Source organism: Kribbia dieselivorans NBRC 106261, assembly GCF_001552435.1.
Lineage (GTDB): Bacteria > Actinomycetota > Actinomycetes > Actinomycetales > Dermatophilaceae > Kribbia > Kribbia dieselivorans.
The window spans coordinates 1-15,027 of record NZ_BCRE01000153.1; the positions used below are offsets into that span (position 1 = coordinate 1).

A 15,027-nucleotide genomic window follows, 5' to 3' on the forward strand; every position below is an offset into this window, starting at 1 on the left:
CGGTGGCGAGGGTTTCCGTGTCGTGCGGGCCGGTGTGGCGGGCCTCGCCGATGAAGAACGTCGGGGTCCCGCGCGCCCCGCTCGCCTCCGCGCTCGCGACGTCGACCCGCACCCGGGCCGCCACCTCCGGTGAGTCGAGATCGCGCAGGAACTCCTCGACGTCCAGACCGATGTCGGCGGCGTACCCGGCGAGGTCCTCGTACTCGAGCTCGTCCTGGTGGGCGAAGAGCACGTCGTGCATCTCCCAGAAGCGGCCCTGCGCGCCGGCAGCCTCGGCCGCGCGGGAGGCGACCTCGGCATGCGGATGCACGTCGACCAGCGGCAGATGCCGGAAGACATACCGCAGGTCGGCGCCGAATCGCTCCTGAAGTTCGTCGATGACCCCGGTCGTGCGCGCGCAGAACGGGCACTCGAAGTCGCCGTACTCGACGAGGGTCAGCGGAGCGTCGTTGGGGCCCTGAACGTGGTCGGTCGCGGTGTCGACGCCACGGTCCAGCCGGCGCGGCAGATCGGCGTCGGTCTGTCCCCACCGCGCGGCGATGCGGAAGACGGCCCAGCCCAGCGCAGTGGCGACCACGGCCGCGATGAGCACACCGACGGTGGCCTCGTTGCGCAGACGCTGGTCGGTGAACGCCAGCCCGATGATGAGCAGCGACACCGTGAAGCCGATGCCCGAGAGCGCGGCACCGCCGAAGACGTGACCGAAGCCGACACCGATCGGCAACTGCCCCAGACGGGCGCGCACCGCGGCCACCGACGTCAGCCCGATCCCGAGAAACTTGCCGACGACGAGTGCGACGACGACGGCCCACGTCACCGTGGAGGTCAGGGCGTCCTGGAGCACGCCGTGACGTAGATCGACGCCGGCGTTGGCCAGGGCGAAGAGCGGGACGATGACGAAACTCGTCCATGGGTGCAGGTTGAGCTGGAGGCGTTCGTTGACCGACACGGCCCGGACCAGCCCGAGGCGTGCGGAGTGGCCGACCTCCACATCGGGCGATTGGCGGAAGGCGCGAAACCGTTTCGCGGCACCCTCAACGTCCTCGCGGGCCGGGGCGGTCGCCCCGACGAGCAGCCCGCCGAGCATGCCGGCGATCGAGGCGTGCAGACCCGCCTGCAGCGTGGCGAGCCACATCGCCAACCCGACGAGGATGTACGGGGCCGACTGCCACACGCCGATCCGGCTCATGACGCCCATGGCGACGGCGAAGACCAGCATGATCAGGAGCGCGGTCACGTCGAGGGCGTCGCTGTAGAACAGGCCGATGACGCTGACCGCGACGATGTCGTCGATGACCGTCAGGGTCAACAGGAAGATGCGTAGTTGCGTCGCGAAGGTCGGGCCGACCACCGCCAGGGCGCCGAGCATGAACGCGGTGTCGGTGCCGATGACCACGCCCCACCCGGCCGACGCGTCCCCCGAGGGGAGGAACGCGAGATAGATCAGGGCGGGCAGGATCAGGCCGCCCAGGGCCGCAACCATGGGGATGGCCGCACGCCGCGGGTTGGTCAACTCGCCGACCGAGAACTCCCGCCGCACCTCGAGGCCGATGACGAAGAAGAACAGGGCCATCAGGCCGTCGTTGACCCAGTGGCCCAGACTCATCGACAGGTTCCACGGCCCCAGGGAGATCGCCGCCGGCGTCGACCAGAGCCGGAAGTACACGCCCGACCACGGCGAGTTGGCCCACGCCAGGGCCAGGGCGGTGGCGGCGAGAAGAATGCCCGCGCCACCGGCCTCCGTGTGCAGGAACGAGCGGACGGGCGCGGACAACTGTGCCGCCAGGGAGCGCCGTTTCGCTCGCGTCTGGGAGCGCGTGGTCGGCATGCGAAGGATCATGGTTCGCCTTCTCGAAGGTCGTGGAGCCCATCGCCCCGAGAACACGGTACGGCCCGGCAGGAAGTCATCTTCGCCAACCTGATGACAACGGAACGGTCACGGGCGCACCATGGGTGACGTGGATCACGCCACCTAGCCGATGACGGTCCCCTGACCTCTCGCTCCAGCGCCAGTAGGCCCGGTCGTCCCCGCGCCCACCTGCCCGCAGTCCCGCCGTCTGGGTCCTCACCCACCGGCGCCACCTCGTGCCTCTCCCAGAAGGACCTTTGGGATGTTTACTCACGCAGCAATTCCTCGCGCACACTCCGCACTCCTGAGAATGCTCGGCCTGCTGTTCGCCGCGCTCCTCGTCTCCACCGGCCTGGGCCCGGCAACGGCCACGGCAGCCACCCCCACGGCTCGTTCGTGGACCGTCCAGGTCGGCCAGGAATCCCACAACATGGGCATCCAGGGCATGGCCTTCGGTCCCAAGGAGATCTGGAACAACACCGGTGACACGGTGCATTGGAATGCCAACGCCGCCGAGATCCACACCGTCAGCTTCTTCAACGCCCAGACCCCGATCGTGCCGTTCAACCCCGGCGACCCGTCCCTGGCGTACATGGTCACGCCCACCCCGGACACGACCATCAGCGCCCCGGGTCAGTTCCGCAACTCCGGCATCATGTCGACCGACCCCGGTGAGGTGATGAAGTACAGCCTCACGTTCACCGGCCCCGGTGACTACCAGTACGTCTGCTACGTCCACGGCCAGATGATGATGGGCACCGTGCATGTGCGGGCCGCGGGTACCGCGTACCCGTTCTCCCAGCAGCAGTACAACGCCCAGGCCAACAAGGAGAAGGCCATCGCCCTGGCCGCCGGCCACCAGGCCAAGGCCCACGCTCAGTCCATGGCGACCAAGCACCACGTGTTCGTCGGTGCCGCCAACGAGAAGGCCCTGGTCATGCGATTCATCCGCCCGACCGTGCGCATCCACAAGGGTGAGAAGGTCACGTTCGACATGGCGATGAACCACGCGGACATCCCGCACACCGTCACGTTCGGCCAGGAACCGGCCAACCCGTTCCAGCGCGTCGGCAACCCGGCGAACTTCACCGGCGGTGACCTGAGCTCGGGCATCCTGCTGCCGCCGGGATCGGGCCCGCTGCCCAGCACGTTCACCGTGACGTTCAACAAGAAGGGCACGTTCCACTACATCTGCGCCCTGCACGACGGCATGGGCATGATGGGAAAGGTGATCGTCCGCTGATCGATCGACCGCCGGCGCCGGCTACCGCAATCGGCTGAACTCCGCCGCAAAATCCGTCAACGACGGTCCGGAGGACAGCAGCACGGCCGCGAGGATTCGCGACTGGAAGGGATTGAGGTGGCCGGCGCTGGTCGCGCCCGCGGCCAACAGATCGACACCACCGCCGCGGCCGTACACGCCCAGCACCGGCCCGGCCATCACCCGCGAACTCAGCACCACGGCGATCCCCGAGGCCACGAGGTCGGCCACCGCCTCGGCGTAGCCCGGTCCGGCGTTGCCCACCCCGGTGCCGGCCAGGACCACGCCCACAGCCCCTCGGCTGCGGGCCACACGCAGATCCTCAGGATCGGAGCCCGGATACGCGACGACGATGTCGACCCGGGTCTCGTCGAACGACGCTCCGGGCAGTGGCCGGGGTGTCGGCCGCGCCGGCCGAGCGCTCAGATCGAACTCGTCGCCGCGAAACTCCCCCACGAGGGCACCGCCCGCGAAGGGCTGGCTGGCCATCGTGTGGGCCTTGCGCACACCGCGAGCGCCCTGCACCCGACCGTCGAAGCAGACCATCGCCCCCAACCCCCGGCAGCGCGGATCGGCGGCGACCGCGACGGAGTGGCGCAGGTTGCGCGGACCGTCGGTGTCCGCGTGGTCGGCTGCGCGCTGCGCTCCGGTGAACACCACGGGCGTGTCCGTGTCGTTGACGAGGTCGACGAGGAAGGCGCTCTCCTCCATCGTGTCCGTGCCGTGCGTGACGACCACGCCGTCGATGTCGGGATCGGCCGCCCGCGTCACGGCCGCCTGGGCGATCCGCCGCAGGTCGGCCAAGGTCAGCCGGAAACTGCCCTGGGAGAGCAGGTCCTCCGCGGTGACGTCGATGCCCGTCGGTGGCGCGGACGTCTCGAGGACGTCGGTCACGGCATCGGCGGCCACGGCCCCGCCCCCGGCACCCCCGGAGCGTGAGGCGATCGTGCCGCCGGTGCCGATGACGTGAACGCGCGTCACGACACCGCGGCGGGCTCCGCGTCGCCGTCGGCCGCCGGGAGGTCGAAGCGCGCCCGCTGGTCGGCCGGGACCAGGTCGAGGTACTGCTCGGGGTTCTTCGCGATGGTCCGGCGCACGTAGGGGCAGACCGGCACGACGCCGAGATGGCGCCGGCGGGCGTCCTCGAGGGCGTAGGTCACGAGTTCGCGGCCGAGTCCGCGGCCGTTGAACTTCGGGTCAACCTCGGTGTGGATCATCGTGATGCGCCCATCGGCGATCGAGTAGTCGATGAACCCGGCGACCTCGTCGTCGAGCAGCACCTCGAATCGGCTCTTGTCGGGGTTGTCTCGCACGGTAACGGACACGGCTGGCCTCCTGGTCGGGTGGGTCCGGAGCCCCCAGTGTGCCCGTCGCCGCGGTGCCCGGAGGGGTTTCATGACCTTTGCGTAGCCACCTTGTCGAAGGTGTGACCTTCGGGGCAACTGCACGGAGATCGCCTTATTCACGTAGTTGTCACGGCCTGTTCGGCCAACGGTTGGCCGGGCGTTGCCAGGCGGCCGACAGGATCGATGAGTCCCCAGCAAAGGAGAACCTCGTGCGGCCTCGTCGCCGAGACCGACGACGGCCTTGCCCATCGCCGCGCGGGCGGGAGGGTTCTGACATCCTTGACCGTCGGTCTTGTCGAAGGCGTGACCCATGAGTCGGAGCACGGTGAGGTCGGGGTCTCGCCCGCCCGCAAGAAGGAGGAGTCGTGATCGTCCGGAGAGTGTTGACCGTGCAGCCCGCGGTCGTGGAGATCGTCGTGACGGGACCGCCCGGGTACATCGGCGCCCTGATCCCCGACCTCGTCGCCGAGGGTCTCATCGCCTGCGGTCAGGTCAGTGACATCCGCTCGTCCTACCGGTGGGAGGGGGTCGTGGAGCACGCCGAGGAGGGCCGCGCCGCGCTGCACACGACGTCCGCGATGGCCGAGAAGGTCACCACGCGGATCAAGCGCGATCATCCGTACGACGTGCCCTGCATTCTGGTCCTGCCGATCAGCAGCGCCGAGCCGGCCTATGTGCGGTGGATCTTCGAGAGCGTCGGTCCGGCGCGGTGACCTGATACCGCGATTCGGAGCGCCGTGGGCTCAGCCGCCGAAACGTTCGGCCTCATCCGCCGCGGCACTGACGCCCAGGCGGCTGCCGTTGCCGCGCCACAGACTCCGGAAGCTGTCACCGGCCGGTCCGTCGTGGGCGTCGTCGTACGGGAAGCCGCCGATCGGGTTCCCGTCCCACATGAGGGTGCGCCACTCCTGCCCGAAGGTGCCCTCGACGACGATCACCCCGGTGTTGCTCAGGAAGTTGGTGGCGATGAAGTCCGCCGAGATGTTCGTCGCGCGCGCCCCGACCCACGTGCGCAGCACCGCTCCGTGCGAGACCACCGCGACGGTGTCGTGACCGTTGCCGCAGATCTCACTGACGACCTCGTCGAACCGGCCCAGCACCTCGTGCCCGTCCTCACCACCGGGCAGGCGCACGTCGAGGTCGCCGCTGACCCACGCCCCGGTGGCCTCGTGGTAGGCGCTGATGGCCTCGAACGTGCCGCTCATCTCGAAGTCCCCGGCCGAGATCTCGCGCAGCCCACCCCGCTCGATCGGGGAGAGCCCCCGCGCGGCCGCCAACGCCGCGGCGGTCTCGTGGGTTCGGATGAGGTCGGAGACGTAGATCGCGGACAGATCGATGCCGGTGAACGCCTCCGGCAGGGCTGCGGCCTGCTCGCGCCCGAGCTCGGTCAGGCCCGGGCCGGGCACGGCGGTGTCGAGCAGGTGCTGGACGTTCGAGGGGGTCTGGCCGTGGCGGACGAAGATCAGGCGCATACGACGATCCTGCCCCAACCGCGCTCCGGCCGTGTCATCGCCCGGCGTGCCAGGCCCGGAAGGCGGACAGCTCCTGCGGATCCATGGCGTAGGTGTGCTCGGCCGCCGGGTAGGAGCCCGCGCGCACCTCGCTCGCGTAGGCCTCCAGCCCCTCGAGCGTGGCGGTGTGCAGATCGGCGTACCGCTTGACGAACTTGGCTGCTCCCCCGCTGCCCAGACCCAGGAGATCGTGGAAGACGAGCACCTGGCCGTCGGTCGACGCTCCGGCCCCGATGCCGATGATGACGGCCGTGTCCATGGCCGGCATGACCTCGGCCGACAGATCGGCGGGGATGGCCTCGAACACGATCGCGAAGCAGCCGGCGGCCTGGAGCGCGAGCGCCTCCTGCGTGACCCGTTGGGCGGCGGCGGCCGAGCGGCCCTGGGCCTTGTACCCACCCAGCGCCGTGGCGGTCTGCGGGGTCAGCCCGACGTGGCCCATGACCGGGATACCTGCCGCGATGATCGCCTCGACCCGGGCGATCTGCATCGGCGCGCCGCCCTCGAGCTTGACCGCGTCCGCGCCGGCCTCCTTGACGAACCGGAGCGCCGTGGCGACGGCCTGGGCGTCGCTGATCTCGTACGACCCGAAGGGCAGATCGGCGACGAGGAACGCGCTCGTCAGGCCGCGACGCACGGCCGCGGTGAGCATGAGCATCTCCTCGACGGACACCGGGACCGTCGAATCGTAGCCGAGCACGGTCATCGCGCCGGAGTCACCGACGAGGACCAGGTCGATGCCGGCCTCATCGGCCGCCAACGCCGCCGGGTAGTCGTAGGCCGTGACCATGACGACCTTCTCCCCTGCCTGCTTCTTCGCCCTCAGGCCCGGGAGCGTCGTGCGGGGGCGGGCATCGGGTCGTGGGCGGGTGGACACCGCCCGGTCACCGCGCCGAACTGGTCAGCAGCGTGCTGACCTCGGCGTCGACGTCGATGATCGCGTTGGTGCCCGCCTCGACGTGGACGACGACGGGCTCGTAGTCGGCCATCTCGGCGCGGTCGTACTGGGCATAGGAGATGACGATGATCGTGTCGCCACGGGCGACGAGGCGGGCGGCCGCGCCGTTGACCTTCATCTGGCCGCTGCCGCGCTCCCCGAGGATGGTGTAGGTCTCGAAGCGGGCCCCGTTGTCGACGTTGACGACCGCAACCTGCTCGAACTCGCAGATGTCCGCGGCCTCAAGCAGGTCGGGGTCGATAGTGATGGAACCGACGTAATGCAGGTCGGCGTCGGTGACGGTCGCGCGGTGGATCTTGGACTTGAGCATGGTGCGCTGCATCAGACGTTCTTCTCCGAAATGAGGGTTGTCGGCGGGATGAGCAGATTGTCGAGGAGCCGGACCGGTCCGACTCTGGCTGCCGTAACGACAAGAGTGGGGGTGTTCGTTCCCTCTGCGGGGGCAAACGTGGCTGGATTCACAACATCGAGATATTCCGGGTCGACCCCACGCTCGCGCATGACGGCCACGCCGGCCCGTTCGGCGGAGCGCGGATCGGCCCCCTCTGCCAGGGCCGTGGCGACCGCGTCGAGACCCGCCTTGAGGGCGAGCGCCTGGTGCCGGTCGGTCGGGGCGAGGCGGGTGTTGCGGCTCGACATGGCCAGCCCGTCGGGTTCGCGCATGGTCGGTACCGCGACGATCTCGACCGGCAGGCCCAGGTCGAGTACGAGCCGCGTGACGACGGCGACCTGTTGGGCGTCCTTCTGGCCGAAGTAGGCGGCGTCGGGGCCGACGGCGATGAGGAGTTTGGCCACCACGGTCGCGACGCCGTCGAAGTGGGTGGCGCCGCGCTGGGCGCCCTCGAAGGGTTCGCTGACACCGCGCACGCTGATGGTCGTGGCGAAGCCGTCGGGGTACATCTCCTCGACCTCGGGCAGGAACAGGAGATCGGCGCCGGCACCGGCGGCGAGGTCGGCGTCCCGGGCGGGATCGCGCGGGTAGGCGGCGAGGTCGGCGGCCTCGTTGAACTGGGTGGGGTTGACGAACACGGAGATGACGACGAGGTCGCAGGCGGCTCTGGCCGCCCGGATCAGTGACAGGTGCCCCTCGTGCAGGGCCCCCATCGTCGGCACGAAGCCGATCCGTTGCCCCGCGGCCCGGGCCGTCGCGACGACCTCACGCAGGGCGTGGACGGTGTGCACCGTCTGCATCAGTTCTCCTCCCGACGACCGGCGAGCCGACGGGTGGCGGCGACCAGGGCGTCGAACAGCTCCAGATCCTGTGGGCTGCGCTGTGCGACAACAGCGCGTTGACGAAGAATCGTACTCTCATCGCCGCGCGCCACCGGCCCGGTCAGCGACGGCGCTGCCCCGGTCTCGGCCCAGTTCTCGACCGTCGCGCGCACGATCGGCACGAGCCGGTCACGTGGCAGGCCGGCGGTGGCGGAGAGTCGTTCGGCCAGGTCCTCGAGGGTGAGGAGGAAGTTCGAGGCGATCGAGGCCGCTGCGTGGTACGCCACCCGGTCGGCGTCGGCGATCGGGGTGGGCCGCATGTCCAGCGCCAGCGCGAGGTCGGTGGCCACGTCCTGGGCGTGGGCGGTCGATCCGGCGACGGCCGCGGTGACTCCGGCGAACTGCGCTCCGGTGCGCGGGACGGTCATGAGCGGGTGGAGGCTGAACGCCTCGTGCGGGGCGAGGACGTCGAGCCCGGTCGCGCCGGAGCAATGCCCGACGAGACGCCCGGCCCGCGGGGTCACGGCGGCCGCCGCCGCGGCGATCTGGGCGTCGGGCACGCACAGCAGCACGATGTCGGCCGACGGGTCGGAGCCTCGTCCGGTCGGGCCGTCGACCGACCATCCGGCGGCGCGCAGGGCGGCGGCCAACGCCGTGCCGACCCGGCCGGCACCGACGATGGCGACCGATCCGCGCTCCGGGAAGTTCGGGGTCAGTGCGTCTGCCCGATGTCGTCGAGGATCGCGGTGAACCAGTCGACGTCCGCGTCGAAGGCCTTGTGCCCGGCGATGCGCTCGAACTCGATGGTCCGCAGTTCGTTGCCGCGCTCCTCGTCCTGCCCGACGACGCCCGACTCACCGGCCAGCGCCGCGTCAACCGCGTGATCCGTGCACTGCTTGATCAGCGCCAGGTCGGTCTCGTTGGCGGCCGCCGAACGAGAGAAGTACCCCGACTTCTGCACCATCGACTTCTGCGCCCCGAGTTTCTCGGCGAACGTCTGCGCGAAGTACTGCCCCGGGTTGACCTTGTCGAGCTTGACGTGGCCGAACGGGTCGCGTGGCACCTCCTGGCCGGAGGCCTCGAGCTCGGCGACGATGTCGGCCACGCCCGCGCCCTCGGAGAGGAAGATGTTGACGCAACCGATCTCGTCCATGACCGCGCGCAGCCGGGCGGACTCGGCCTCGATGTCGATGTGCTGCTCGGGCACGAACACGGCGTGGATGTCCCACCGGCGGCGGTCGTTGCCGATGCCGGGCACGAACTCCTGCCCATCGAGCCACTCGCGGTACTTCATCGCCGTGGCCGCGGTCAGCCAGCCGCAGTTGCGGCCCATGATCTCGTGGACGATGAGCATGCGCGGGTTGGAGGAGTGCTCGGCGACGATGTTGCGCGCGTACAGGGCACTCTGCGCGGCCGCGGTCCACGCCCCCAGCGACTGGGCGATCGGCACGATGTCGTTGTCGATCGTCTTGGGCAGCCCGACGACCTGCAGGTCGTAGTCGTGCTCCTTGAGGTAGGCCGCGAGGTCGGCGGCCGTCGTGTTCGTGTCGTCGCCACCGATGGTGTGCAGGACGTCGACACCGTCCTTGACGAGCTGGTCGGCGGCCACCTGGAGCGGGTTCGCGCCGGCCGGGACGAGGCCGCGGGCGACGAGATCGTCGACGTTGGTGAGCTTGACGCGCGAGTTGCCCAACGGCGATCCGCCAAATCGGTGAAGCCGGCCGGCGGTGGCGCGCACCTCGGCATCGACCTCGAGGTACTGGCCCTGCAACAGCCCGGCGTACCCGTTGGTGTAGCCGATGATGCGCACGTCGGGGGCCACGGCGGTGTACTTCTCGATCAAACCGCCGACAGCCGAGGACAGACAGGGAGCAAGCCCGCCAGCGGTGAGCATGGCGACGGTTTTCACGGTCATGATGTCGGGCAGGGCCTTTCGATCGTCTCCGCCTTGCGGACGAACGGCTTCACCTCGGGGATCTTCGAGGCCGGTGTGAGAGCTGTGAACTTCGCGCCCAGCACCAGGTCGAGTGTGGCACCAGATCGGTCATCGCGCATCAGTCGCACGCCGGGAACGTGCTCCTGGAGTCGCTTGGCGCGCTCCTCACCATCCGGGCCGAAGCGGATCACCGCGGTGTCGTCGGCGTACCAGGCCAACTGCGGGTCCTGGGAGACCTCGCCGATCTTGAAGCGGCGCTTCTCCAACTGGCCGGCGATCTGCTTGGCCAGGCCTTCCTTGTACGTCGTGTTGTAGACGTTGACCTTGATCTGACTGGGGGCCGGGGCCGGCTTGGGGGCCTCCTTGCGCAGGCGCTTGAAGCCGTGGCCGAGGACGACCTCGACGCCGGTGCCGGGGCGCGAGTCGTCCCACAACTCGGCTCCGGGCATCTGCTTCTGAAGCAGGAGGGCGCCGTCGAGACCGTCCTTGCCGTGGTAGATGGTCGCGACGCCCTTGATGTACACGCTGTCCGGGGCGTTGCCGATGCGGGTGACCTTGAAGTCGCGGTTGGTCAATTGCTTGGCCACGTCGGCGCCCTGGCCGGCCACGTCGTTGGAGTTGACCACGGAGATGTCGAACGTGCCGCGCTTGGGGGCGGTCGTCGTCACCGAGACGCAGGGCGCCTCCTTCTCGGCGCCGAGGAGCCCGGTGGAGTAGGCGGTGGCGACGGTGCCGGTGCCGAGCACGAGGCCGGGAAGGGTCACCAAGAGGAGGAAACGGCGCAGACGCCGCTTCTTGTACTCCCCCGCCATGCCCTCGGGCAACTCCTCGAGGGGCACGGCGCGAAACAACGCGTCGTTACCCATCACCCGAGGATCCTGCCTGTCCTGGTCCACCTCTACCCCTCGCCCACCGAACGAATCCACTACCGAACCACATGATGCACCACCAGTCACAACAATCACATCAGTAACAGGCCATGTCGTGTACCGATTGGGTCACGTTGGCTTGTCCCCGGTGACGTTGCGCTTGCACCACTGCTCTCACAGACGAGGTACCACCCAAGGTCGGTTGCACCACACCCGCAAGATGTCCACATGCTGGTCAGACTGCCGAATCGCCCTCGGTGAAGAGGAGTTCCGCGGTCTGGACCAGTGCGTTGGCACCCCGACGGAGGGAATCAGCGCAGATGAACAAGTCCAGTGTATTGGCTTGATCGGAGGCTTGGCGCACACGGCCGACGAAACGTGGATCGACCCCGACGGCATCCACGGGGGTGGGGAACTCGCGTCCCTGCGCGTCGTTGAGCAGGACCATGGCGGGAGCCTGGATGATCGCGGACTGGGCCTGCTCGACCTTGACCCGGCGGCGGAACGTCGCATGGACCGACAACGAGTGCGTCGAGGTCACCGGCACCTGCACACAGGTCACGGCCATCGACAGGTCCGGCAGATCAAGCACCTTGCGAGTCTCGATCGCGAGCTTGTCCTCGAGCGAGGTCCACCCGCCCTCGCGCGGGTCCCCCACCCACGGGATGACGTTGAACGCCAGCGGAGCCGGGAACGGCGAATCGGTGGGCAGATCGGCCAAGGCCGCACGCACGTCTCCGGCCTGTTGACCGATCGTCGGATCGTCGACGAGGGCCGTGGTCTCGAGCCGCAGCCGGTCGACGCCGCGTTGGCCCGGGGAGGCTGCCGCGACCAGGGCGGTGACGACGAGCCCGGCGAGATCCCACCCCTGATGGAGCGTGAACGCCGCGTCGATGAGCGTCAGCCCCACCGGGCCGGGGATGGCGACGATGCCGCGGGGGCGGTCCTTGATCGCCGCGGCATTGACCTCGGGCACGACCAGCGGCACGTCGTCCGCATAGCGGTGGCCACTGCTCGCATCGATGACGACGGCACCGGCCGCGACGGCGATGGGTGCCCAGTGCCGGCTCGCGTGCTCGTCGAGGTTGAACAACGCCACGTCGACCCCGGCGAACGCCGCCGGCGTGAGGGTCTCGACGTTCTGCTCCCGGCCACGCACGGTCAGCGTGGTCGCCGACGGGCGGTCCGACAGCAGCCGGACCTCACCCCAGCAGTCGGCCCGCATCGCGAGCACCTGTGTCACGGCCCGCGCGAACCGCCCGGTCGCGCCGACCAGCGCCAACGTCGGCCCGGTCGGCGTATTCTCGCCCCCCAACACGATGTCGGCCGCGCTCAGCGGCCGGTGCCGCCGTAGACGACGGCCTCGCCGGACTCGCTGTCGAGCCCGAACGCGGTGTGCAGCGCCCGCACAGCGTCGTCGAGGCGGTCGACCCGGGTCACCACGGAGATCCGAATCTCGGAGGTGGAGATCATCTCGATGTTGATGCCGGCGTCGGCCAGGGCGGTGAAGAACGTCGCAGACACGCCGGGGTTAGTGCGCATGCCGGCGCCGACGAGGGAGACCTGACCGATCTGGTCGTCGTAGACGAGGGAGTCGAAGCCGACCTTGGCCTGGATGGCGTTGAGGACCTCCATCGCCGTCTGGCCCTCGGAGCCGTTGAGGGTGAAGGAGATGTCGGTCAGACCGGTCTCCACCGCCGAGACGTTCTGGACGATGATGTCGACGTTGATCCGCGCGGTGGCGAGGGCCTGGAAGATCTCGGCCGCGTGCCCCGGGCTGTCCGGCACGCCGATGATCGTGACCTTGGCCTCGTGGCGGTCGTGCGTGACTCCGGCGATGATCGGCTCTTCCACGTTCTCTCCTTCGGTGGTCACCCAGGTGCCTTCCTTGTGGGAGAAGGAAGAGCGCACGTGGATCGGCATGTTGTAGCGGCGGGCGTACTCGACGCACCGCAGGTGGAGGATCTTGGCACCGTGCGCGGCGAGCTCGAGCATCTCCTCGTGCGAGATGCGGTCGAGCTTGCGGGCGGTCGGGACGATGCGCGGGTCGGCGGTGAAGACGCCGTCGACGTCGCTGTAGATCTCGCAGACATCGGCGCCCAGCGCAGCGGCGAGCGCCACGGCCGTGGTGTCGGAGCCGCCCCGGCCCAGGGTGGTGATCTCCTTGGTCGTCTGGCTCACGCCCTGGAACCCGGCGACGATGACGATGTGACCGTCGTCCAGGGCCGAGCGGATCCGCCCGGGGGTGACGTCGATGATCTTGGCCTTGCCGTGCTCACCGTCGGTGATGACACCGGCCTGCGAGCCGGTGAACGAGCGCACGGTGTGGCCGATGTTGGCGATCGACATCGCGACCAGGGCCATGGAGATGCGCTCGCCGGCCGTGAGGAGCATGTCCATCTCGCGCGGCGGCGGCAGCGGGCTGACCTCCTGGGCCAGGTCGAGCAGTTCGTCGGTGGTGTCACCCATGGCCGACACCACGACGCACACCTCGTTGCCGGCCTTGGCCGTCTCGACGATGCGGTGCGCCACGCGCTTGATGCTTTCGGCGTCGGACAGCGACGATCCGCCGTACTTCTGGACGACCAGGGTCACAGGTTCACTCCCTTTGGTGTTCTGGGCGGTGTGAGTGTAGCGATGATCCGCCGATGGGCGGGTGGTCGTCCCGTCAGGGATGAAGCGCGTCGAACTGCGCCTCGCTCACCATTTCGTCGTCGGCATCGAGGCGGATGTGCGCCAGCAGGCCCTGCAGCACCCGCAGCGCCATGGCGGCGCGGTCGCCCCAGTCGCTGAGGTACGAGAACTGCCACCACCACAGTGCCTCGGTCACGCGCCCGGCACGGTGATGGGCCAGCCCGTGCGAGAGCGCCGCGGCGACGGAGGACAGATCGACGGAGAGCAGCCCGGTGGTCACCTCGGTGGACGTCACCGGGTCGACGAGGTCGGCGTACTCGTCGAGGCCCTCGAGGACGTTGGCCAGACCATTGCGCAGCGGGTCGACCTCGGGCTCCGGGCCAGAGTCGGGCTCGAAGCGCTCCTGCGGCACGAAGTCCTGCATCGCGCCCAGCCGCGCCCCCATGGCCAGCACCTGGGAGAGCGCGAGCAGGCTGAGCGAGATCGCCACATCGGGGGTGTTCCCCGAGGCAACGTCGGTGACGGTGTCGAGGTAGAGCTGGGCCTCACCGGCACATTCATCGGCGAGCAGACGCAGGTCGTCGGGGACGGCGACGACCGGGACCTCGGGTTGTTCGGTCATGTCAGGGTCTTCCTTCCCTCGAACGCCCGGCCGAGGGTCACCTCGTCGGCGTATTCCAGGTCGCCACCGACCGGCAGGCCGGAGGCAAGGCGGGTGACCTTCACATCCTCGAAGGAGCGCAGCAGCCTGGCCAGGTATGCGGCCGTGGCCTCCCCCTCGAGATTGGGGTCGGTGGCGATGATGACCTCTCGCACTTCGCCGGAGGCCAGTCGCGACATGAGTTCGGTGAACCGGAGCGAATCCGGCCCGATGCCGTCGAGCGGGCTGATCGCTCCGCCGAGCACGTGGTACCGGCCACGGAACTCGCGGGTGCGTTCGACCGCCACAACGTCCTTGGGCTCCTCGACGACGCAGATCGCGGAGCCGTCGCGGCGCGGATCGTTGCAGATCCGGCAGGTCTGACCCTCGGCGACGTTGCCGCAGATCTCGCAGAACCGGACCTTGGCCTTGACCTCGGTGATGGCGGCGGTGAGCCGTTCGACATCGGCGGCGTCGGCCTGGAGCAGGTGGAAGGCCAGTCGTTGAGCGGACTTCGGCCCGACCCCGGGGAGTCGGCCGAGCTCATCGATCAGGTCCTGGACCACACCCTCGTACACGAGATCAGCCTAACGCCCTCACGACGGGCTCTCATCGATGACGGTGGCGCCGAGGATGCGCTCGATGACCGCCTGACCGACCTCACCGGTGGCCTCGATGTCCTCGTCGTCCACGCTCCAGGCCGAGTCGTCCACGGCCGGCGGGGTGTCGGGTTCGTCGGGCTCCTGCTCGGCCAGGGCCGCGGCGGCTCGCTCCCACGGGCGCACGGGCTCGGGCGTCGCGGGCGCGGTGG

General features: G+C 69.4%; 17 protein-coding genes. 2 read left to right on the forward strand and 15 right to left on the reverse strand.

Going from position 1 to position 15,027, the window contains the following annotated elements:
* The coding region (gene nhaA, locus KD1_RS12405) for a Na+/H+ antiporter NhaA (protein WP_068402358.1) at window positions 1-1,828 on the reverse strand (1,828 nt) is incomplete at its 3' end.
* A gap of 331 nt (window positions 1,829-2,159) precedes the next feature.
* On the opposite strand from nhaA, the gene KD1_RS12410 reads away from it, so the two are divergent.
* Window positions 2,160-3,092 (forward strand): cupredoxin domain-containing protein, encoded by a 933-nt coding sequence (locus tag KD1_RS12410; protein WP_068402360.1) that lies wholly within the window; start codon window positions 2,160-2,162, stop codon window positions 3,090-3,092.
* A 21-nt stretch (window positions 3,093-3,113) separates the two neighbouring features.
* On the opposite strand, the gene KD1_RS12415 is transcribed toward KD1_RS12410, so the two are convergent.
* Together KD1_RS12415 and KD1_RS12420 are read right to left on the reverse strand one after the other, a co-directional pair.
* Window positions 3,114-4,091: an asparaginase gene (locus KD1_RS12415; protein WP_068402362.1), complete on the reverse strand. Its 978-nt coding sequence runs from the start codon at window positions 4,089-4,091 to the stop codon at window positions 3,114-3,116.
* Window positions 4,088-4,435 (reverse strand): GNAT family N-acetyltransferase, encoded by a 348-nt coding sequence (locus tag KD1_RS12420; RefSeq protein WP_068402364.1) that lies wholly within the window; start codon window positions 4,433-4,435, stop codon window positions 4,088-4,090. Before KD1_RS12420 ends, KD1_RS12415 begins: the two co-directional genes overlap by 4 nt.
* A gap of 386 nt (window positions 4,436-4,821) precedes the next feature.
* Here KD1_RS12420 and cutA point away from each other — a divergent pair, with 386 nt between their 5' ends.
* A complete protein-coding gene (gene cutA, locus KD1_RS12430; RefSeq protein WP_068402368.1) occupies window positions 4,822-5,169 on the forward strand; it encodes a divalent-cation tolerance protein CutA in 348 nt (115 codons plus the stop codon).
* A 30-nt stretch (window positions 5,170-5,199) separates the two neighbouring features.
* Here the strand turns inward: cutA and KD1_RS12435 are convergent, their stop codons facing one another.
* The 12 genes from KD1_RS12435 to KD1_RS16885 all read right to left on the reverse strand — a co-directional run.
* On the reverse strand, window positions 5,200-5,928 hold the full coding sequence (locus KD1_RS12435) for a histidine phosphatase family protein (protein WP_083542440.1): 729 nt from the start codon (window positions 5,926-5,928) through the stop codon (window positions 5,200-5,202).
* Between the two features lie 34 nt (window positions 5,929-5,962).
* Window positions 5,963-6,844 (reverse strand): 3-methyl-2-oxobutanoate hydroxymethyltransferase, encoded by an 882-nt coding sequence (gene panB / locus KD1_RS12440; protein ID WP_068402370.1) that lies wholly within the window; start codon window positions 6,842-6,844, stop codon window positions 5,963-5,965.
* A gap of 7 nt (window positions 6,845-6,851) precedes the next feature.
* Complete coding sequence (gene panD / locus KD1_RS12445; protein WP_068402372.1) at window positions 6,852-7,247, reverse strand: aspartate 1-decarboxylase; 396 nt, start codon at window positions 7,245-7,247, stop codon at window positions 6,852-6,854.
* Window positions 7,247-8,116, reverse strand: coding sequence for a pantoate--beta-alanine ligase (gene panC, locus KD1_RS12450; RefSeq protein ID WP_068402374.1), 870 nt, complete (start codon window positions 8,114-8,116; stop codon window positions 7,247-7,249). Before panC ends, panD begins: the two co-directional genes overlap by 1 nt.
* On the reverse strand, window positions 8,116-8,787 hold the full coding sequence (locus tag KD1_RS12455; RefSeq protein ID WP_245627397.1) for a DUF2520 domain-containing protein: 672 nt from the start codon (window positions 8,785-8,787) through the stop codon (window positions 8,116-8,118). The genes panC and KD1_RS12455 overlap by 1 nt, the downstream gene beginning before the upstream one ends.
* Before the next feature lie 62 nt (window positions 8,788-8,849).
* Window positions 8,850-10,052: a pyrophosphate--fructose-6-phosphate 1-phosphotransferase gene (locus tag KD1_RS12460; protein ID WP_068402378.1), complete on the reverse strand. Its 1,203-nt coding sequence runs from the start codon at window positions 10,050-10,052 to the stop codon at window positions 8,850-8,852.
* On the reverse strand, window positions 10,049-10,939 hold the full coding sequence (locus KD1_RS12465; protein ID WP_068402380.1) for a LytR C-terminal domain-containing protein: 891 nt from the start codon (window positions 10,937-10,939) through the stop codon (window positions 10,049-10,051). Before KD1_RS12465 ends, KD1_RS12460 begins: the two co-directional genes overlap by 4 nt.
* A 238-nt stretch (window positions 10,940-11,177) precedes the next feature.
* Window positions 11,178-12,260 (reverse strand): aspartate-semialdehyde dehydrogenase, encoded by a 1,083-nt coding sequence (locus tag KD1_RS12470; RefSeq protein ID WP_245627398.1) that lies wholly within the window; start codon window positions 12,258-12,260, stop codon window positions 11,178-11,180.
* Window positions 12,261-12,274: 14 nt separating this feature from the next.
* Complete coding sequence (locus tag KD1_RS12475; protein WP_068402382.1) at window positions 12,275-13,537, reverse strand: aspartate kinase; 1,263 nt, start codon at window positions 13,535-13,537, stop codon at window positions 12,275-12,277.
* A gap of 73 nt (window positions 13,538-13,610) precedes the next feature.
* A complete protein-coding gene (locus KD1_RS12480; protein WP_068402384.1) occupies window positions 13,611-14,198 on the reverse strand; it encodes a DUF5063 domain-containing protein in 588 nt (195 codons plus the stop codon).
* Window positions 14,195-14,794, reverse strand: coding sequence for a recombination mediator RecR (recR, locus tag KD1_RS12485; protein WP_068402386.1), 600 nt, complete (start codon window positions 14,792-14,794; stop codon window positions 14,195-14,197). Before recR ends, KD1_RS12480 begins: the two co-directional genes overlap by 4 nt.
* Before the next feature lie 18 nt (window positions 14,795-14,812).
* Window positions 14,813-15,027, reverse strand: a 215-nt coding sequence (locus KD1_RS16885) for a hypothetical protein (RefSeq protein WP_169795393.1), incomplete at its 5' end; no start/stop codon positions are given.

What these genes read in the sequence shown, in the direction of transcription:
- panC (WP_068402374.1), bottom strand. Translation starts at nt 8,116, where the DNA reads ATGCAGACGGTGCACACCGTCCACGCCCTGCGTGAGGTCGTCGCGACG.
- panD (WP_068402372.1), bottom strand. Translation starts at nt 7,247, where the DNA reads ATGCAGCGCACCATGCTCAAGTCCAAGATCCACCGCGCGACCGTCACC.
- KD1_RS12460 (WP_068402378.1), bottom strand. Translation starts at nt 10,052, where the DNA reads ATGACCGTGAAAACCGTCGCCATGCTCACCGCTGGCGGGCTTGCTCCC.
- KD1_RS12410 (WP_068402360.1), top strand. Translation starts at nt 2,160, where the DNA reads ATGCTCGGCCTGCTGTTCGCCGCGCTCCTCGTCTCCACCGGCCTGGGC.
- KD1_RS12435 (WP_083542440.1), bottom strand. Translation starts at nt 5,928, where the DNA reads ATGCGCCTGATCTTCGTCCGCCACGGCCAGACCCCCTCGAACGTCCAG.
- KD1_RS12465 (WP_068402380.1), bottom strand. Translation starts at nt 10,939, where the DNA reads ATGGGTAACGACGCGTTGTTTCGCGCCGTGCCCCTCGAGGAGTTGCCC.
- KD1_RS12480 (WP_068402384.1), bottom strand. Translation starts at nt 14,198, where the DNA reads ATGACCGAACAACCCGAGGTCCCGGTCGTCGCCGTCCCCGACGACCTG.